Below are 20007 nucleotides of genomic sequence, written 5' to 3' on the forward strand. Positions count from 1 at the left end.
TGAGGGTGGAGGGCGGGAATAGATAATCAATTAAAAAAGGGGGAAACCACCATAAAACATCAAAACTACACCAAACTAACGGACCACGAACTAATAGCACTCTCCAAAAAGGGCGACAAAAAATCAAAAGAAACCCTATTCACCAAATACAAAGGCTTCCTTGTCAACGAAGCAAACAAACTCACCAAAAGTTGCGGCATAGACTTTGAAGACAGCTTTGGAAGTTTAACTTACCTCTTCCTATGTGCGATTGACAATTTCAATCTCAAAGGAAACTTCACAGGATACATGAAAAAATTCATACTAATAAAAATTAAAAGCGACATTGGAAAAAGAAAAGCAAAAATGCCCTACGTACCAAAAGAATACCCCTTTTACCTAAGAAACTTAGAAGAAGTAATGATTGTGGAAGAAGACTTAGCCCACTACGAATAAATTTCCCTAAAAAGTTCACAGGGCGGAGCCCTTTCTAAGAAGGGTGGGCAGCAGGGCTAAGAGGGCTATATATAATAATAACATCCTCAATCAAAATGTAATCAAAATATAATAAAATATTTGACTTTTTAAAAAATTATGTTATAATAATAACAATGAAAACGTTTTTTCATTTAAACAAAATGTCTCAGGGGAGGGGTTTCCCTATGTATATCGACATCAATACCCATCTTCTACCCAATGTTGATAACGGCTCACAAACTCTTGAAGAAACATTACGAGAATTAAATAATTACAAACAATACGATATAACTCATGTTATCTTCACCCCACACATAAACCATCCAACCATAAAAACAGATATAACAAAAATAAAGGAAAAATACGCCGAAGTTAAAAAGACAATAGAATACAACACCGGTGTAAAAACCTATTTAGCATCTGAATTATACCTATCACCACAATATAACGAATTCATTCCATTCAACGATCACTTTGTTTTTATAACCCTACCAACAGAAGCTTTCCCAATATTTCTCCTTGACTCAATCTTTCAATTACAGTTGGATGGATACGATATCGTACTACTACAAGTTGAAAAATACGATTGGCTACTCGAAATGAAAGACGTCCTTCACAGACTAAAAGAAATGGACGTTTATTTTTGTTTGAGCTTTAATGGCTTAAACTCAAAAGCAGCAAAATTTTATCGAGACAAACATTGTTTAGATTTTTTGGCAACGAACAACAAAGCCAACAACAACGAAAAAGAAATCGACTTGAGTCTGTTCAAAAAATACTCACCAATAACTGAAAAAGCCTTTGACATATTGAACATAAGCAATGTACCAGAATAAAACAATTTTTAATATTCGTTTAATATTTAAACATTAAGATAATGTTATAATAAATCTCGAAAAACAAATTGGGGGGGTTAGACTCGAAGATGCGAAAAGCAGCGGTTCACTTATTAGACATAGCGCTCATATTCATTATGAACGCCTTCTTAATGAACCTACCAATAACAATCTCAATAATCTCATCTCTAATAATATACCTCGGGATATACTCCTTCAGAACATACGACACAGAAACAATGAAAAGTTACACAGAATCTCTAATTAAAACCACCGTTGGAACTCTTGTGAGTTTCATCGTCATACTAATTATCTACTTCTTCCTAAGTAAGTACTTCAACAGATACTTTTTCCTTACCAACCTATTGTACACAATAGCCCTCTTGCCAATAATACACAAAATAGAATACAATATCTACGAAAAACACATGCCTGTAAAAAATTACCTCGTAATAGGCAGAAAAGAAGAAATAGGCAACATAATGAAAGAAATCTCAGAAAAATCGCTCAACAAAATAAAGTTCACCCAATACATAAACCCAAACCCAGTAACACTTGATGAAATAATAAAACAAAACACACAAAAAACATTAACCCAAACAATACACGGCATAGTAATAACAGACCCAGAACTAGAAGAAAGGGTAAAACCACAAATACAAAACTACAAAGCAGAAGGTTTAGAGATTGAATACTTACCGAACATGGTAGAAAAATACCTAAAACGCATACCAATAGAAGTCGCTCAAAAATTCAAAGAATATTACGAAGTGGTGTTTCAAAACGTTCAACCATCTCCATCACAAAAGATAATAGACAAGTTCTTTGGAACTTTACTTTTAATACTATTCTCCCCGTTTATGTTGATAATAAGCCTAGCTATACTGATCGAAGACGGCAAACCCATTATTTACAAACAAAAAAGAATGGGAAAAGACGAACAAATATTTATTATAAACAAATTTAGATCTTTGAAAGAAGCGGAAATAGACCCAAACGACCCAAACAAAGATATAGAAAAACGTGTTTTAAAAAGTGGGAAAATAATAAGAAAGTTAAGGCTTGACGAACTACCCCAATTTTGGAATATAATAAAAGGGAGTATGTCTATTGTAGGTCCCAGGCCAGAAATGCTGGAGTTTCATAACATGATGTCAAACCAAATTCCTTTCTACAATTACAGACTTAAACTAAACCCAGGAATAACAGGCTGGGCACAGATACACTACAAACACACATCAACCCTTGAAGACTATATGAAAAAAACAGAATACGATCTGTATTACATAAAAAACAGAAACATATTTCTGGACATTAAAATAATGCTCAAAACACTTGAAACAATGGTAGGAATGAGGGGCACAAGGTGAATCAAATAAATTATATAGATATTCCCTATACATTTATAACGGTAGATGTGGAAGACTGGTTCCACATATTGAATACCAACATTCCCCCGTACGATCAATGGGATGATTTACCATCAATAGTCGAGAAAGGCACCCACAAAATTTTAGATTTATTAGATGAAAATAATAGCAAAGCTACTTTTTTTGTCCTTGGTTGGATTGCTGAAAAGCATCCTTCGCTCATAAAAGAAATTGACAGAAGGGGACATGAAATAGGGTGTCACGGATATTATCATAAAGAATTAAACAAGTTAAATGACGAAGAAATATCCCACGACATACTCAAAAGTAAAACTCTTCTAGAACAAATAATAGGCAAAGAAGTAATCGGTTATAGGGCGCCTGGATTTTCATCTCATGATTATTTACATTTAATAGATATTTTATCCGAAATAGGTTTTAACTATGATGCAAGTGTTTTCCCCGCAAAAAGAGAAACAGGAGGTAATTCTCAATTCACTTCGTGCCCTTTTAGCATAGAATCTAAAAACAAAAAGTTTTATGAGTTTCCTATCTCTGTATACAAAAACAGATTTTTTCGAATACCAATAGGCGGGGGATTTTCAAGAATTATCCCATTATTTGTACAAAAACATCTAATAAATCAAACGAAAAAGAAAAACAATAATTACTTCATGTTTTATTTCCATCCAAGAGAAGTGATAGGGGATCATCCAAGATTGCATAATTTGAAGGTTAATAAGTATATAAAAACATACATAGGCGTAAGAAATTTTCATAAAAAGGTTCGTAAAATTGTTAAAATTGATAAAAGCAGAACAATATCCGAAGTAATATATAATTACGAAGGAAGGTCCATTTAAATTGGTCATAAGAGAATATACTGAACAAGATATTGATCAAATAATATATTTAAATCAGACTGTCTTTTCACAACAAGAACACTTTGCTCTAAATAGAGATAGAAATTGGTTTGAATGGAAAAATTTAAAAAATCCTTTTGGAAAATCCATAATAACTGTAGCTGAAAATGAAGACAAAGAAATAGTTGGTTCAAGAATTTTTTGGGCATGGAAGTTCAAAATTAGAATGAATGAATTTTTAGCTTATCAACCAATAGATACGGTTGTTAATCCAAAATACCAAGGAAAAGGATTATTCTATAAAATGACAAAAGAGGCTCTCAATATTGCTATTCAAAAAAATGCTTCCTTTATTTTCAATTTTCCCAACCAAAATAGTATAAGAGGTTATTTAAATCTGGGATGGAATTACGTTAGTCAATTGATATGGTATGTGAAATTAAGAAAAGTGGGATATTTTTTTCATCGAAATGAAAAGGCTGAAAATCTGTATGAACTGGAAGATTACGAAATAACTGAAGAAAAAATTAAGAATATAAAATTTACAGAAAATTATGATGGTTATATAAAAGCTATAAAATCACATGACTTTTTAAAATGGAGATATATAGAACATCCTTTTTTTAAGTACGGAATAATGTACTATGAAAACAATAAAAAACAAATTTGGGGCATTTTTTCTATAAACAACATTGGTAAGCATAGAGAAATGTTTGTGGTTGATATTATAGGAGCCTATAGCTTAATAGGTGGTTTATTAAAAGAGATAAAAAAGGCTTCTAAAGAATTCGATGTTTCAATTATTTACATATTAAGTAATCCTTATATTGAAAATTCACGGATGTTCAAAAATGGCTATCTTAAACTTAAAAACAAGAATCTTGTTTGCCTGCCATTAAATCTTCAAATTGAAGAAAAATTGCTAAATTATAATAATTGGGAAATGTTTGGAGGATTGCACGATGCGTTATGAAGAAGAATATGACTTGGTTTTATTTCCGCAAACTTTTTATCCTGATGCTGATGCAACAGCAAAACTAATGACAGACTTAGCTGAATTTATGGTAAAAAAAGGTAAAAAAGTTCTGATTGTTACACCTAACAGGTCTTATGAACGACCTAACATAAAATATCCAGAATTCGAGATAATAGAAAATATACATGTACATAGAATAAAGATTCCTAAACTCAACAAAAATAATTCACTTCAAAAAGTTTTACTTTATTACTTTTTTTCTACGAAAGCAAAGAAAACATTGAAAAAATTAAATTACAAAGTTGCAATGGCTATTTTACCTCCTTTTTTCGTAGCATATAATACATTAAAAGTTACCAAGAAAAAAGGAAAGAAATTTATTTTCTTACTTCACGATCTACATCCGGATACACTGGTAAGGCGGAAACAGGTTTCGCCTAACAATCCATTAGTAATATTATTGAAAAAACACAATAAATACATCTTTCAAAATTCAGATAAAACAATTTTTCTGGGTAGAGATCAGATAGAATATGTAAAAGAAAACTATGGCATCAGCAATGATAAAATTGAATTTATACCTAATTGGGCAAAAGATTTAAAAGAAAATTTTATAAAAAAAGATTCTATACAAGAAAAATATTATAAACCAGGTTTCAATGTTCTTTATGCAGGGAACATGGGAGAAGCACAAGTAAAAAGCTTAGAAAAAGTTATTAAATTGATGAAAAATGAAAGATTATTCGCGAATTCTGTTAATTTAATACTTGTAGGACATGGAAGAAGAAAGGATTATTTAATGAATATTGCAAAAGACACAAATAATGTATATTTTTTTGATTATGTACACGATTTTGCTGATTATCAAAATTTAATATATTTTGCAGATTCTTATCTTGTAACAATGAGAAACGAGTCTAAAGGGATGTCTGTTCCAAGCAAAACTTATTATTATTTAAGTGGAGGGAAACCGATTTTAGCTGATGTCCCAGTAAATTCAGAAGTTGATATTTTGCTACGAGAAAGCAATGCTGGAATTAATTTAAACAAATTAAATCAGGAAGAGGCGATTGAAAACATATTAATGCTAAAAAATAATAAAGAATATTACGAAGAATTATCCAAAAATGCCCGAAAAGCTTTTGAAGATAAATATTCAAAAGAAGTAGCTTTAGAAAGTTATTTACGAGTTGTTGAAACTTTACTTTGATTAGTTATAGAAAGGGGCTTTAAAATGTTCAAAGATAAAACTTTATTAGTTACAGGAGGAACAGGCACTTTTGGTAACGCAGTAGTTAGAAGGTTTTTGAACACAGATATTAAAGAAATACGTATATTTTCTCGCGATGAAAAAAAGCAAGATGATATGAGAAGGTTCTATAAAAACGATAAATTAAAGTTTTTCATAGGCGATGTACGTGACATTCAAAGCGTTCGAAACGCCATGTATGGGGTAGATTACGTCTTTCAAGCTGCTGCACTGAAACAAGTACCCTCATGTGAGTTCTTCCCATTGGAAGCTGTTAAAACGAATATCTTAGGAACAGAAAATGTTCTCTCAGCTGCCATTGAATTTGGCGTTAAAAAAGTCGTTTGTTTATCAACGGATAAAGCGGTTTATCCTATAAACGCAATGGGGATGTCGAAAGCTTTAATGGAGAAGATATTCGTTGCAAAGTCTCGAACTGTCGAACCAGAGAAAACGTTGATTTGTGGCACAAGATACGGTAATGTAATGGCTTCTAGAGGTTCAGTTATCCCGTTGTTTGTGCAACAAATTAAAAATGGCAAACCCCTTACAGTAACGAATCCTGACATGACGAGATTTTTAATGAGCATTGAAGAAGCTGTTGATTTGGTTTTATACGCTTTTCAAAATGGTAATCAAGGAGATAGATTTGTTAAAAAATCACCTTCTGCAAAAATTGGAGACTTAGCCCAAGCGATGAAAGAAATCTTTGAAGTGGAAAACGAAATAAAAATAATTGGCACACGGCATGGAGAAAAGATGCATGAAACACTTCTTACAAAAGAAGAGCATCTTGTTTCTGAAGATTTAGGAGATTTCTACAGAATTCCAGCTGACACAAGAGATTTAAATTACGAAAAATACTTTGAAGAAGGAACATATGACTTATCAAAGTATGTTGATTATAGGTCTGATAACACAACTATTTTAAGCGTTGAACAAACTAAAGAGAAGCTCCTTTCATTAGATTATGTACAAAAAGAACTTGAGGACTACAAAAACGGTGGGACTAAGCCAATAGTGAGCGAAGGGTTTTAAAATTCAAGATGTCTTTTAATTCATAATAATCATAAGAACGAAGAACTATTGCTTTTTATGGAGGTAAATATTTTGAAAGTATATTATCAAATGTACTATAACCATTATCTATATGCAAGTAAGGGTAATAAAATTTTACGTAAAACTATAAATGGAAATAACTGGGAATTATACATGAAAATAGATGATTTAAACATTTTAAACTATATTGAACTATATAAGCGTGCTTTGAGAGAAGGAATACATAATTTCTATAAAATTAACGATGAAATTGATGCTGTAGTTTTAAAAGGAGAAATACTTTTTTTCAGAAATAAGAAATTACTAAATAGATTAATTATCGAAAAAGGTTCAAAACCTTTAAGGAATGAGATTATTTTTAAAGATGATAAAATAATATATAGTGAATACTTTGGGAATAAAGATCGAGAGCCCGTTTATGTATATGAATACGATTTTTTTAATAACAAAAGGAATATACTTTATACTTTTAATAAAATCAGACATATCCATTTTATTCAACAGGATAGTAAAAATAACGATATTGCGTACATAGGCACAGGAGATTTGGATGACGAATGTGGGATTTTTCGATTTAATATAAGTACAAAGACAATTGAAAAAATTGGTGGCAATTCTCAATTATGGCGGGCAGTTTCCATGCTGCAAAAAGATAATTATTTAATTTGGGGTATGGATTCTCCTGAAATACAGCCTTATATAGTAAGATATAATTTAAAAGATAAAAATGTGGAAAAGTTAAAAAAAATAGGAGGTCCTGCTTATTACTCTACCATCAATAAAGAAGGTAATATGTATATTGCTACAACAGTAGAAAACAGAAAAAAGCATAAAGCTGTAGTATATAAATCCATTGATGGTACAATATGGAAGGAATATAAAGAATATAAAAAGGATGTTTTTCATTTAAAATATTTCGGCTTTGGTAAAATAGAATTTATGAACAACCAAGACAAAGTTAAAGAATTATATATCAATCTCAAAGGATTGAAATAAAAATAATTGGTACACGGTGAAGAAGGAACTTCCGTTTTATCAAAGTATGTTGATTATAGGTCAGATAACACAACTATTTTAAGCGTTGAACAAACTAAAGAGAAGCTCCTTTCATTAGATTATATACAAAAAGAACTTGAGGACTACAAAAACGGTGGGACTAAGCCAATAGTGAGCGAAGGGTTTTAAAAAAGTGAAAGGTTGGTTGTCACATGAAAATATTAGTTACAGGTTCAAAAGGATTTGTAGGGAAGAACTTAGTTTTAGAACTTAAAAACTCTGGATATGAAGAAATTTATGAATACGATATAGATACACCCAAAGAAAAATTAGATGAATATACCAAAAATTGTGAATTCATCTTTCATTTGGCAGGAGTGAACAGACCTAAAGACCCTAATGATTTTATGAAAGGCAATTATGGTTTCGCTCTTGAACTTTTAGAAAAACTCAAAAAAAACCATAATAAAAGTCCAATACTTTTAACTTCTTCCATTCAAGCTGAATTAGACAACCCTTATGGTAAAAGCAAAAAAGCAGGAGAAGAGTTATTATTTCAATATTCAAAAGAAAATAATACAAATGTATACATATACAGGCTTCCCAATCTTTTTGGAAAATGGAGTAAACCCAATTACAATAGTGTGGTATCCACTTTCTGTTATAATATAGCAAGAGATTTAGATATAAAGATAAATAATCCAGAAGCAGAAATAACTCTATGCTACATTGATGATGTAATAAACGAATTTAAAAGAGCGTTAGCTGGTAATCCAACAAAAAAAGGTGATTACTGTTATGTCCCTACTACCCATAAAATAACGGTGGGAGAACTAGCAGAAACTATAAAGAACTTTAAAGAAACCAGAAAAACGTTGGAAGTACCTAACATGAAAGATCCATTAATTAAAAAATTGTATAGCACTTATTTGAGCTATTTACCCGAAGATAAGTTCAGTTACGAGCTTAAAATGAATGTAGATAATAGAGGATTTTTCACTGAATTTATTAAAACTTTTGATAGAGGTCAAGTCTCTATCAATATTTCTAAACCTGGAATCACTAAAGGAAATCACTGGCATCACACAAAAAATGAAAAATTTTTGGTAGTGTATGGTGAAGGAATCATTCGATTCAGAAAAATAGATTTAAAAGAAGTCATAGAATACAACGTAAGTGGGGCTAAATTAGAAGTAGTAGATATTCCTCCTGGATACACACACAACATACAAAACATCGGGGATACGGACATGGTTACAGTTATGTGGGCAAACGAACCTTTTGATCCAGATAATCCTGATACCCACTATTTGGAGGTTTAGTTGTGAAAAAACTCAAAGTGCTGACAGTTGTCGGAACAAGACCAGAAATAATAAGACTTTCTCAAGTGATCAAGAAACTAGAGGAATCAGAAGCTATAGACCATTATTTAGTACACACAGGTCAAAACTATGACTATGAATTAAACGAAGTTTTTTTCGAGGACTTAGAATTAAAAAAGCCTGATTACTTTTTAAATGCCGCTACTGAGAATGCAGTAGAAACTATAGGAAATATTTTGATGAAGATAGATCCTGTTTTAGAAGAAGTTAAACCAGATGCTTTTTTAGTCTTAGGAGACACAAACAGCTGTCTATCTGCCTATGCAGCAAAAAGAAGACATATTCCTGTATTTCATATGGAAGCGGGTAATAGATGTTTCGATCAAAGGGTCCCTGAAGAATTGAACAGAAGAATAGTAGATCAAATTGCAGATATAAACTTAGTGTACAGTGATTTAGCAAGGGAACACCTAATTCGAGAAGGTTTCCCTTCCGATAGAGTTATAAAAACTGGAAGCCCAATGTATGAAGTAATTCAAAGTAAAACAAAAGAGATTGAAAAATCACAGATATTGAGCAAATTGGATTTAAAGGAAAACGAGTATTTTGTAATTTCTGCTCATAGGGAAGAAAACATAAATTCAGATAAAAATTTTAACGGCTTAGTTGAAAGTATAAATGCAATTGCCGAAAAATATCAACTCCCGATAATATTTAGCACTCATCCAAGAACAAGAAAAAAGATTGAATCAAAAGGAATAAAACTTCATCCATTAATTCAAACTGAAAAACCTTTTGGATTCATAGATTATATTAAACTACAATTAAATGCGAAAGCCGTTTTAAGTGACAGTGGGACTATGAGCGAAGAAACTTCGATATTAAAATTGAAAGCTCTTAACATTAGAGAAGCTCATGAAAGACCTGAAGCGATGGAAGAAGCCACAGTAATGATGGTAGGACTTAACAAAGAAAGGATATTTCAAGGATTAGAAATATTAGAAAAACAAAATAAAGAAACAATAAAGCCTGTGTCGGATTACTTAGTACCCAATGTATCTGAAAAGGTTTTAAGAATAATTGTTTCCTATACAGATTATGTCAATAGGGTTATCTGGGGGAAATAGGATGAAAGTATTACAAATAAACACAGCTTGTGGAATAGGAAGTATAGGAAGGATCGCTTCAGACATTCATAAAATGCTTATAGAACAAGGTCATGAGAGCATCATTGCATATGGGAGAGGAACTGCTCACAATTGTGATAATACCATAAAAATAGGAAACAATTTAGATTTTTATACACATGCTTTAAAAACGAGAATATTAGACAAACATGGATTTGGTTCAAAAAATGCGACTCGTAAATTCTTAGAAAGAGTAAAAAATTATAACCCAGATATAATTCATCTGCATAACGTACACGGGTATTACATAAATATAGATCTTTTATTCAACTTTTTAAAAGAATACAATAAACCTATCGTATGGACTTTGCACGACTGCTGGGCATTTACAGGGCATTGTGCACATTTCGATTATGCTAATTGTTATAAATGGGAAACTCACTGTCAAAAGTGTCCTGAAAAGAAAAGTTACCCTAAGAGTATTTTTCTTGATAATTCTTATGATAATTTTGAAAAAAAGAAAGAGTTATTCATCGGTTTAAAAAATATGACTTTAGTTACTCCGTCGCAATGGTTGGCAAATTTAGTAAAAAGATCTTTTTTAAAGGAATATCCTGTAAAGGTTATAAACAATGGAATTGATTTGAACGCTTTCAAGCCGGCTCCAAGTGATTTTAGAAAAAAATACGATTTAGAAAATAAGTTTATTATTCTAGGTGTTGCAAGTCCATGGACAAGAAGAAAAGGGTTTGAATATTTTATAGAGCTTTCTAAAATGCTTAGTGTCAAAGAAGCCGTTGTTTTAGTAGGATTATCTAAAAAACAAATACAAGGTTTACCTAAAAATGTTATAGGCATAAACAGAACGAATTCAACCAAAGAATTGGCAGAAATATATACCACAAGTGATGTATTCTTTAACCCTACATTGGAAGAGGTTCTGGGATTAACTAATATTGAAGCTCAAGCTTGTGGAACCCCGGTTATCACTTTTAACACAGGTGGTTCAATTGAAACGATAGATAATTCAACTGGTTATATAGTTGAAAAAGGGGATTTGCAAGAGGTAAAACAAATAATCCAAAGAATGAAGAAAGAAGGTAAAGAAAAATATTCAAACTATTGCATTGCAAGAGCAAATAATTATTATGATAAAAACAAGAAATTTCAGGAATATATTGAATTGTATAACATTTCAATGACTATGAATATAAGAGAAGACACAGGGAATTATTTTTTAAGAAAGGATTAAATTATATGGAATTGAAGAAAACTCTTTTAATATTACTACCTTTGATAACACCCTATATTATAGTAGATTTTAGACTTGATCAATTTCTCTATCCCTTAATTTTTATGTTTATATTTGTATTTGGTTGGAAGGATAAATTTATTGTTGATTTTTTTGTTCTAGGAACTGTACTTTCCTTCATTCCGGTTTTTATAGGTACCATAAGTAGCAATTATCTCCCACCTATAGACAATGTTTATATAGTTAAAAATACTTATAATATTTTAAAATTATTCATATTTGTTTATATTGGATATTATTTTTCTAAAAAATGGCATTACGAAAATAAAGATATAATATTTGTTATAAAAATGATTATTATTATATCTTTTGCTGTTAGTTTTTCCCATTTCATTTCAGTAGCATTTTTGAGCTCTGATAATGCTATAACTGAATTTCTAATTAAAAATTATCATCTTCTTCCCCAATCTACTTTAAATTTTAGATTTCCTGGGTTATTTATGCAACCAGCCACTTACGGCATTTATTTTATATTTCTTTCTTTTTTTGTGATTTCTTTAAATATGCCTAAAGTATACTTGCTACTACTATTTCTAAACGGACTTTTAGCTAATACCAAGGTGTTTTTATTTTCTATACCAGTTGTTATATTGATGATGATAAATTTTAAAAAAGTTAAAATAAGTTTCGATTTTAAAACTATAGCAATTTGGTCGATATTAATAATCGCTATATTTGCTTTTTTTAACATTTTTTCTGAAGAAATTCTCAGAGTTATCGATCGCTGGGAAATCTTTTTCGAGGATCCTCTTGCAGGGCGTGGTGAAAACGTAATAGCGGAAAACATTAATTATATTCTAAAAACGGCACCTCTCTTTGGTAATGGTTTTACTAAAAATCCAGTTATTAGCGAAATATATGGAATTTGGGATTCAATGTATAATGAAGAACTGACTTTCGGAGGAATAACATTTTTAACTATTAGATTTCTCATTATTTTTTATTTATTTAATTTAGCCTTTTCAAGCATTTCTAGTAAAAAAAATATACTTCTTCTTGTATTTATTCTTTATACAGCTGGAATAGGAATTCATCCTTTTTTTCAACAAAGAATCATCGAAATAGTATCTTTAATCATTGGTATTTTACTGTACAAGAAAAGATATTGCGACAATAATTACAGTAAAGAAATCAACAAATACACTCACTAAAATTTAAGTAGTACTTTCCACGTACGGCGTGTTAGATCATAATTAATTATCAACGAAAATGGGATAATGGTTAGAAAGTATTTATGTCTTTGAAATTGGTTTGCTTTTTTTTGTTGAAGGTAGTATAATCTTTTTGCATTGTTCAAAAATTGAACGAAGGTGTTGAATATTATGCAAGATAATGAGATACTCATTTTAGAAGAATTGGAAAAGAATTCTAATATAACTCAAAGAGATCTTTCAGAAAAAACAGGGTTATCCTTGGGGATGGTGAATTTACTTTTAAAAAAGTTCATCAAAAAAGGGTTTGTCAAATTAGAAAGGTTAAACAGCAAGAGTTTCAGGTACATATTAACCCCAGAAGGATTCAAAGAAAAGAGTAAAAAGACAATAGAGTATATGAAAATATACTATAGAAGAACATTGCTGATAAAACAAAACATAGAAAGAATAACACAAAGATATGGAAGAAATAGAACTTACGTTCTATTTGGAAAAGATAAAGAGATGAAGGAAATAATACAAGACAATAAACTTAATAAAAACAGGAGGGCACCAATGAATCCTCTAATTACTATTGTTACTGTCACTTTGAACAATAAAAACGGTGTAAAAAAGACTCTTGATTCTATCTTAAAACAAAAATATAATAATATAGAGCTAATTATTGTCGATGGTAAATCAGAAGATGGTACGGAAGAATATATAAAAACCAATAAAAATTTAATAGAGAATAAATTAAAACGATTTTTGTATATCTATGAAAAAGACAACGGTATATATGATGCAATGAATAAGGGGATAAAAGCTTCAACCGGAGACTGGATCATTTTTATGAATGCAGGGGATTCTTTTTTCGATGGAGAAGTTATTTCTAAAATATTTGAAGATGATTCTATTTTTAAGGAAGCGGACATTATCTATGGAAAGACTAATTTAATAACTAATGAGAAACTAAAGATGATCCTCGCACCCAAAAGTTTGCATAATATAAGTTATAGAATGATTTTTTCACACCAATCTGTTTTCGTAAGAGCCAATCTATTAAAAAATAATTTATTTTCAAATAATTATAAAATATGTTCAGATTTTGATTTCCTTCTGCATATGTACCAACAAAAAAGGAAATTTAAAGAAGTAGATCTGATTATATCAAATTTTGAAGAATCAGGTGTTTCATCAAATAACAAACTAGAGGTATGTTATGAAACAAAAGAAATATCACTAAAATATGCCTCAAAAAAAATGCAAAAGATAAAGATATATATAAGATTTTATACCACTATTATAAAAATCTTTATAAAAAAATTTCTTCCTCTTTCATTAATTTTCAAGATTAGAAAGCTGAAGAATTCTATATATTCCAAAATGAATGAAAGGGATGCTTAGCTAAAAATTGGAATAATTTGTCATAGATGTGAAAAAAGTACAAAAATAAAAACCTCTTTAAAATCTTAAGACAAACGCAACCTCTGTAATCTTTGTTTTTTAATTATATTTTTGATATTGCTATAGTGAAGGGAAAAAAGGAGGAGCCCAAATGAAAACCGCACTTATCACAGGAATAACCGGACAAGATGGAAGCTATTTAGCAGAATATCTCCTTGAAAAAGGATATACAGTTCACGGAATAATAAGAAGATCTTCTTCATTCAACACAAAAAGAATAGATAACATATACCAAGATCCCCATGAAAAAAACAGAAGATTGATCCTGCACTATGGGGATTCAACTGATTCCACAAACTTAATAAGAATCATGAAAGAAGTTGAACCTGATGAAGTATACAATTTAGCTGCTCAAAGTCACGTTAAGGTATCTTTTGAATCGCCCGAATACACAGCTGAAACGGTAGCTTTAGGTACGCTAAAGATTCTTGAAGCTATCAAACTATTAGGATTGGAAAAAAAGACAAAGTTCTATCAAGCAAGTACATCTGAATTATATGGAGAAGTGCAAGAAATACCTCAAACAGAGAAAACACCTTTCTATCCACGAAGCCCATACGCTGCTGCAAAATTATACGCCTATTGGATAACCATAAATTACAGGGAAGCATATGGATTACACGCCTCAAACGGCATACTATTTAACCACGAATCACCAAGAAGAGGAGAAACTTTCGTCACAAGAAAAATCACAAGGGCAGCAACAAGAATACTTGTTGGAAGGCAACAAAAGTTATACTTAGGAAATTTATCAGCCAAAAGGGATTGGGGATACGCACCTGATTACATAAAAGCCATGTGGCTGATGCTCCAACAAGATGAACCAGATGACTATGTAATAGCAACGGGAGAAACACACAGTGTAAGGGAATTCTGTGAAGAAACCTTTAGTAACATAGGAGTTAGCATAAAATGGAAAGGCAAAGGAAGTAATGAAAAAGGAATAGTAGACAGTTTAGATAAAGAAAAACTCGAAGAAGTGCTTGACGATATAAAAACACCGCTAAAACTAGGGGATACAATAATAGAAGTTGATCCAGTATATTTCAGACCTACAGAAGTTAATTTGTTAGTTGGAGACTCAACAAAGGCAAAAGAAAAACTAAACTGGGAACCACAAGTGAAATTCAAAGAACTTGTAAAAATAATGGTAGAAAACGATCTAAAACTTGCCTTGAAAGAAAATCAAAGAAACGAATGGATAAAAGAGTAGAAAATATTTGAAAGGGGTTCTTTTTAATGAACAAAAACAGCAAAATATATTTAGCTGGACACACAGGGTTAGTAGGATCAGCCATATACAGAAAATTAAAAAATGAAGGATATACAAATATAGTAACAAGAACACACAAAGAGTTAGACTTAACAAACCAACAACAAACACAAGAGTTCTTTCAAAAAGAAAAGCCAGAGTATGTATTTTTAGCTGCGGCAAAAGTTGGAGGAATAAAAGCAAACGACACATATCCAGCAGATTTTGCTTACATCAACATAATGATAGAAAGTAATGTAATCAAAGCATCATATGACAACGGAGTAAAGAAATTACTTTTCCTAGGAAGTTCATGTATATATCCAAAACTATGTCCACAACCAATAAAGGAAGATTATCTACTCACAGGACCTTTAGAACCAACAAACGAGGCGTATGCAATAGCAAAGATAGCAGGATTAAAAATGTGCCAATACTTCAACAAACAATATGGGACTAACTTCATAAGTGTAATGCCAACAAACTTGTATGGTCCAAACGACAACTTTGATTTGGAAACATCCCACGCATTAGCAGCTATACTAAGAAAATTCCATGAAGCAAGAACATACAACAAACCATACGTTGAGGTATGGGGAACAGGCAATCCAAGAAGGGAGTTCCTGCATGTAGACGATTTGGCAGACGCTGTCTTACATCTTATGAACAACTACGATGGAAATGAGCCAATAAACATAGGGACAGGGGAAGATTTAACGATAAAAGAACTCGCACAATTGATAAAAGAAGTTGTAGGATACGAAGGAGAAATAAGATTCGACACAACCAAACCCGATGGAACGCCAAGAAAGCTTTTAGATGTAACAAGATTGCACAACACTGGATGGAGACATAAGATAGAATTGAAGGAAGGATTAGAATTCACATACCAGTGGTTTAAGGAGAATTGGAAGTGAATTTAAGTTTGTTATGAAATTTCATGTGTCTTCATTAATAGTTCCTTCTCATTAAGCGTGGAAAGAAAAAGGAAATATAAACAATTGATTAAATAATCTGGTATCTTTAGAAGAATACAAAATGTACGAAGAATGATACCAGATAAGCTAAGAGCTAGGTCACGTATAGAAGGGTAGCCTTGTTGTACGTCAAAAAATATCTCCAGAGGCGAAATAGAATGTATAAAATCCAAACTTGGAGGAGTTACTAAATCTTTTTGACTTAAAAACATTAAAGAATTTAAAAATCAGTATTTTTATTCTTTCGGATAGGCTTAATTTAACTCCAGCTTAATTATTAGCAATTTTCGTTAGAGAAATCATTTCTATACTTCTTTATAAGTTTGGATAGGATTTAAAAATAAGTTGGAAAAAACAGGTTTGAATAGCTATAGTAGGAGGGGAAAAAATGAAAATTGATATAACGAAATTTATTCCATCATCAATTAAAATAGTGATATTTAATATATTTAATAAAATACGCTTTTTTAAAAAACACGTTAAAATTCATATCTTTTCTATAACAAATCCAAATACATATTTTGAAGGCTACTCAAAAATAAATAAAAAGGTTAATGTCAGTAATTCATACATTGGGCAAGGTACATATATAGCAGCTAATTCTACTTTGCCAAAGTGTAAAATAGGCAAATTTTGTTCAATATCTTCTGAAGTAAAAATCATTGCAGGTAGGCACCCTACTGAAAGGTTCGTATCGACACACCCCTCTTTTTTTTCTACCTTAAAACAAGCTAGTTTCACATTTGTCAGTGAACAATTATTTAAAGAATATAAATATGTTGATAAGAATGAGAATTACTTAGTAGAAATAGGAAATGACGTTTGGATTGGCTATGGTGTTAAAATCATGGATGGAATAAAGATTGGTGATGGGGCAATAATTGGAGCAGGGGCAGTAGTAACAAAAGATATAGAACCTTACAGTATAAATGTTGGAGTTCCTTCAAAGAAAATAAAAAATCGGTTTAGCCCAACGATTTCTAAACGTTTACAACAAATTAAATGGTGGAATATGGACTTCAAATTTCTAAAACAAAATTATATTATTTTCACTGATGTAGATAAGTTTTTGGACTTTTTGGAGGATGAAAAATGAGAAATGTAATATTTATGATATCAGCATATTATCATAATTTATTAGCAGAATCATTAGCTTTTGTATTATCTAAGAAAGGCGTAGTATGTTACTCTGTTTATTTCGAGGTACCACGATACAGATTTAAGGAGAGTAGAGTTTTTAAGAAAAGTTATAGGTTGGAAAGGACTAATGATAGGGATTTTAAGAAACTTTTCAGTTTAGAGATAAAGGATTTTATTAAGGACCATGTTGATTCAATAAAAAAAATTTTGAACAATTTTTCTTCCGAAAATACTGTTATCATTACTTTTACTGAATACGACATAAGCAATTTTCTGTTCTTAAAGGAAGCATATAATAAAGATTTTAAGATATTGTTAATTGAAGAAGGAATTGGAACTTATTTAGTAAAAAATAATTATTATAAAAATATTTATTCGATTTTTGCTGAACAAAAATACAGAGAAATATTAAATACAAAAGATTTAATTGTGAGTTCTCCCTGGGCAAGGAGTTTCCTGGACGTAAAAAAAGACTTATTTTTTCATTTTAACTCTAAATTTTTTAAAAAATTTATATTAAATGAAAACATAGCTATTATTGAAAATCATGAGATTTGTGATTACCGTGGCAAGATAGTAAGGAAAAAATTATTTAATGAAAATGAAATATCAGATGTAAAAAACTATTATTTAACTGAATATTCTCTTTATAAGACGGATAGGTTTCAAGCTATTATATATTTAAACGCTTTCCGGAATAAAAAAATTTTTTATAATATCTACAGAAGTGTTTTGGAAATTTTAAAATTCAAGGGACTTTCACCTGTTATCCTAAAGCCACACCCATTAAATGATAAAGTAGACCATCAAATTATAAAGGAAATTAGTCAAGAGATAAATATATCAATATATTATTTTCAAGAGAATATTCCTGGGGAGGTTCTTGCCTTTCTAAATGAAGAAGTGAGATATATTTTTTCTTATGGTTCAACTACAAGCTGGTTTTTAAAAAATTTTGATCAATTTAATGTATTTATGTTGTTTAGAATGTTTAAAAGAAATAACCTATATAGTTCATTCCAGTTTTTAGAAAAATATATTGATTTCGATAAAACAACTTTATTATTGCCAAGGAATGCCTTTGAATTAGCTGATTTGTTGGAAAATAAAAACACTGAAAAAGAAAATACAAATAATGAAACACTATCTTCAGTTTCAGAAACGATAATAAAAATGTTGCCCTCGTATTAAAATAAATTCTGGTTCTCTTCCAAAAAGTGTGGGTAGAAAAAATGAAATATGAACAAATGATTAAATAATCTGGTATCATGTATGGAAACACAAAACAGATAAGGAGTGATGCCAGATGAGAAAAGAGTTACCCAAATTCTTTGAACAGATACTGAATATAACAGAGCCATGGTACATAGAAAAGATAGAACAACAAGGAAATACAATCAACATATATGTAGATTTCAAAAAAGGTGCAAAGTTCGAATACAACGGTAAATATTACGGTGCATACGATACTGTTCGAAGGAGTTGGAGACACTTAAACCTATTCCAATATGAAACATACATACATGCGAGGGTAGCTAGGATAAAAACAGATGATGGGACAAAGACTGTAGAGGTTCCTTGGGCTCGAAAAAACTCTGGATTCACCTTATTGTTTGAAGTGTTTATCCTTGAGTTGTACAATCATATGACGGTTGCTGAGATAGCTAAAAAGTATAATACAACCCAAAATAGGTTTTGGAGAATATTAGACTTTTACGTTTCAAAGGATATGTCGGTACCTTTCAAAGCTGGAGCAAAGAAACATTTCCCAAAAGCAAAGATAATATTTGACAAATTCCATGTGCTTAATGTATTAATTGGGCAACTGTACCTTTTTTCTTTATTGCCGATGGTAAACTTAATTTAACTCCAGCATAATTACCCACTATTTTCATGATAGAACCAAAAAAATTCTTGAAGAAGGTGATTTAAATAATGAAAAAAATATTTCTCTTACTAAAAAAAATATATATTAAAAGAACCTTTCAAAGGGTTAATTGTAATTTTTCTAAAATAAAAATAGGTGCAGAAGTTAGTAAAAATTTTCATATATCTTTTCCTACAAATATTACTATTAAAGATAATACGGTCATTAGTGGAAATCTTCATTTAAATGCTGAAGGAGGAATATTTATCGGGGAATATTGTCATATTGCACAGGGATTAACCATTTACACTTCTAATCACAATTACAACTCTGACAAATTAATCCCTTATGATGAAAAAGTAATAAAAAAACCAGTCATAATAAAAGATTTTGTATGGATTGGCGCCAATGTTTCTATAACGCCAGGAGTTACTATAGGCGAAGGTGCAATTGTAGGTATGGGGGCAGTAGTAACAAAAGATATTCCCAATTATGCAATTGTTGGAGGTAATCCAGCCAAGGTTATTAAATATAGAAATATAGAAAAGTTTAAGGAATTAAAAGAACAAAAAAAATTTTTTTGATTATTATTTAAATTGAGGAGT

The 20007-nt window shown here is 30.6% G+C and carries 20 protein-coding genes; all 20 read left to right on the plus strand.

Going from position 1 to position 20007, the window contains the following annotated elements; translation table 11 throughout:
- The first annotated feature begins 288 nt into the window (after positions 1-288).
- The 20 genes from BZ25_RS10220 (at position 289) to BZ25_RS02615 (ending at position 19986) form a co-directional block, all read left to right on the plus strand.
- Positions 289-435: a hypothetical protein gene (locus BZ25_RS10220; RefSeq protein WP_158584824.1), complete on the plus strand. Its 147-nt coding sequence runs from the start codon at positions 289-291 to the stop codon at positions 433-435.
- 206 nt (positions 436-641) lie between these two features.
- Entirely contained in the window at positions 642-1292 is a 651-nt protein-coding gene (locus tag BZ25_RS02525) for a CpsB/CapC family capsule biosynthesis tyrosine phosphatase (protein ID WP_121567271.1), read from the plus strand.
- Between the two features lie 89 nt (positions 1293-1381).
- On the plus strand, positions 1382-2662 hold the full coding sequence (locus tag BZ25_RS02530) for an exopolysaccharide biosynthesis polyprenyl glycosylphosphotransferase (protein WP_121567272.1): 1281 nt from the start codon (positions 1382-1384) through the stop codon (positions 2660-2662).
- On the plus strand, positions 2659-3525 hold the full coding sequence (locus BZ25_RS02535) for a polysaccharide deacetylase family protein (RefSeq protein WP_121567273.1): 867 nt from the start codon (positions 2659-2661) through the stop codon (positions 3523-3525). The genes BZ25_RS02530 and BZ25_RS02535 overlap by 4 nt, the downstream gene beginning before the upstream one ends.
- Before the next feature lies 1 nt (position 3526).
- Positions 3527-4498 carry a GNAT family N-acetyltransferase gene (locus tag BZ25_RS02540; protein ID WP_158584825.1) on the plus strand — a complete coding sequence of 324 codons (972 nt, stop codon included), beginning with the start codon at positions 3527-3529 and terminating at the stop codon, positions 4496-4498.
- Positions 4488-5711, plus strand: coding sequence for a glycosyltransferase family 4 protein (locus tag BZ25_RS02545; protein WP_121567275.1), 1224 nt, complete (start codon positions 4488-4490; stop codon positions 5709-5711). Before BZ25_RS02540 ends, BZ25_RS02545 begins: the two co-directional genes overlap by 11 nt.
- Positions 5712-5735: 24 nt before the next feature.
- The gene (locus tag BZ25_RS02550; RefSeq protein WP_121567276.1) at positions 5736-6788 is read left to right on the plus strand and encodes a polysaccharide biosynthesis protein; all 1053 of its coding nucleotides are present in this window, start codon (positions 5736-5738) and stop codon (positions 6786-6788) included.
- A 72-nt stretch (positions 6789-6860) separates the two neighbouring features.
- On the plus strand, positions 6861-7805 hold the full coding sequence (locus BZ25_RS02555; RefSeq protein WP_121567277.1) for a hypothetical protein: 945 nt from the start codon (positions 6861-6863) through the stop codon (positions 7803-7805).
- A 6-nt stretch (positions 7806-7811) separates the two neighbouring features.
- Positions 7812-7994 carry a hypothetical protein gene (locus BZ25_RS02560; protein WP_233552348.1) on the plus strand — a complete coding sequence of 61 codons (183 nt, stop codon included), beginning with the start codon at positions 7812-7814 and terminating at the stop codon, positions 7992-7994.
- 23 nt (positions 7995-8017) lie between these two features.
- Complete coding sequence (locus BZ25_RS02565) at positions 8018-9127, plus strand: capsular polysaccharide biosynthesis protein CapF (protein WP_121567278.1); 1110 nt, start codon at positions 8018-8020, stop codon at positions 9125-9127.
- A gap of 2 nt (positions 9128-9129) precedes the next feature.
- Positions 9130-10254, plus strand: coding sequence for a non-hydrolyzing UDP-N-acetylglucosamine 2-epimerase (gene wecB / locus BZ25_RS02570; protein ID WP_121567279.1), 1125 nt, complete (start codon positions 9130-9132; stop codon positions 10252-10254).
- Between the two features lies 1 nt (position 10255).
- A complete protein-coding gene (locus BZ25_RS02575; protein WP_121567280.1) occupies positions 10256-11506 on the plus strand; it encodes a glycosyltransferase in 1251 nt (416 codons plus the stop codon).
- 5 nt (positions 11507-11511) lie between these two features.
- Positions 11512-12717 (plus strand): hypothetical protein, encoded by a 1206-nt coding sequence (locus BZ25_RS02580; RefSeq protein ID WP_121567281.1) that lies wholly within the window; start codon positions 11512-11514, stop codon positions 12715-12717.
- 171 nt (positions 12718-12888) lie between these two features.
- Entirely contained in the window at positions 12889-14106 is a 1218-nt protein-coding gene (locus tag BZ25_RS10225) for a glycosyltransferase (RefSeq protein WP_158584827.1), read from the plus strand.
- A gap of 151 nt (positions 14107-14257) precedes the next feature.
- Positions 14258-15379 (plus strand): GDP-mannose 4,6-dehydratase, encoded by a 1122-nt coding sequence (gene gmd, locus BZ25_RS02590; RefSeq protein WP_121567282.1) that lies wholly within the window; start codon positions 14258-14260, stop codon positions 15377-15379.
- 26 nt (positions 15380-15405) lie between these two features.
- Positions 15406-16335, plus strand: coding sequence for a GDP-L-fucose synthase (locus BZ25_RS02595; RefSeq protein ID WP_121567283.1), 930 nt, complete (start codon positions 15406-15408; stop codon positions 16333-16335).
- Between the two features lie 448 nt (positions 16336-16783).
- A complete protein-coding gene (locus BZ25_RS02600) occupies positions 16784-17491 on the plus strand; it encodes a CatB-related O-acetyltransferase (protein ID WP_121567284.1) in 708 nt (235 codons plus the stop codon).
- Positions 17488-18726 carry a polysialyltransferase family glycosyltransferase gene (locus BZ25_RS02605; protein WP_121567285.1) on the plus strand — a complete coding sequence of 413 codons (1239 nt, stop codon included), beginning with the start codon at positions 17488-17490 and terminating at the stop codon, positions 18724-18726. Before BZ25_RS02600 ends, BZ25_RS02605 begins: the two co-directional genes overlap by 4 nt.
- Before the next feature lie 115 nt (positions 18727-18841).
- On the plus strand, positions 18842-19402 hold the full coding sequence (locus tag BZ25_RS02610; protein WP_121567286.1) for a helix-turn-helix domain-containing protein: 561 nt from the start codon (positions 18842-18844) through the stop codon (positions 19400-19402).
- Positions 19403-19470: 68 nt separating this feature from the next.
- Positions 19471-19986 carry a DapH/DapD/GlmU-related protein gene (locus BZ25_RS02615; RefSeq protein WP_121567287.1) on the plus strand — a complete coding sequence of 172 codons (516 nt, stop codon included), beginning with the start codon at positions 19471-19473 and terminating at the stop codon, positions 19984-19986.
- Positions 19987-20007 lie beyond the last annotated feature (21 nt).

Source organism: Petrotoga sp. Shatin.DS.tank11.9.2.9.3 (assembly GCF_003665005.1).
GTDB lineage: Bacteria > Thermotogota > Thermotogae > Petrotogales > Petrotogaceae > Petrotoga > Petrotoga mobilis.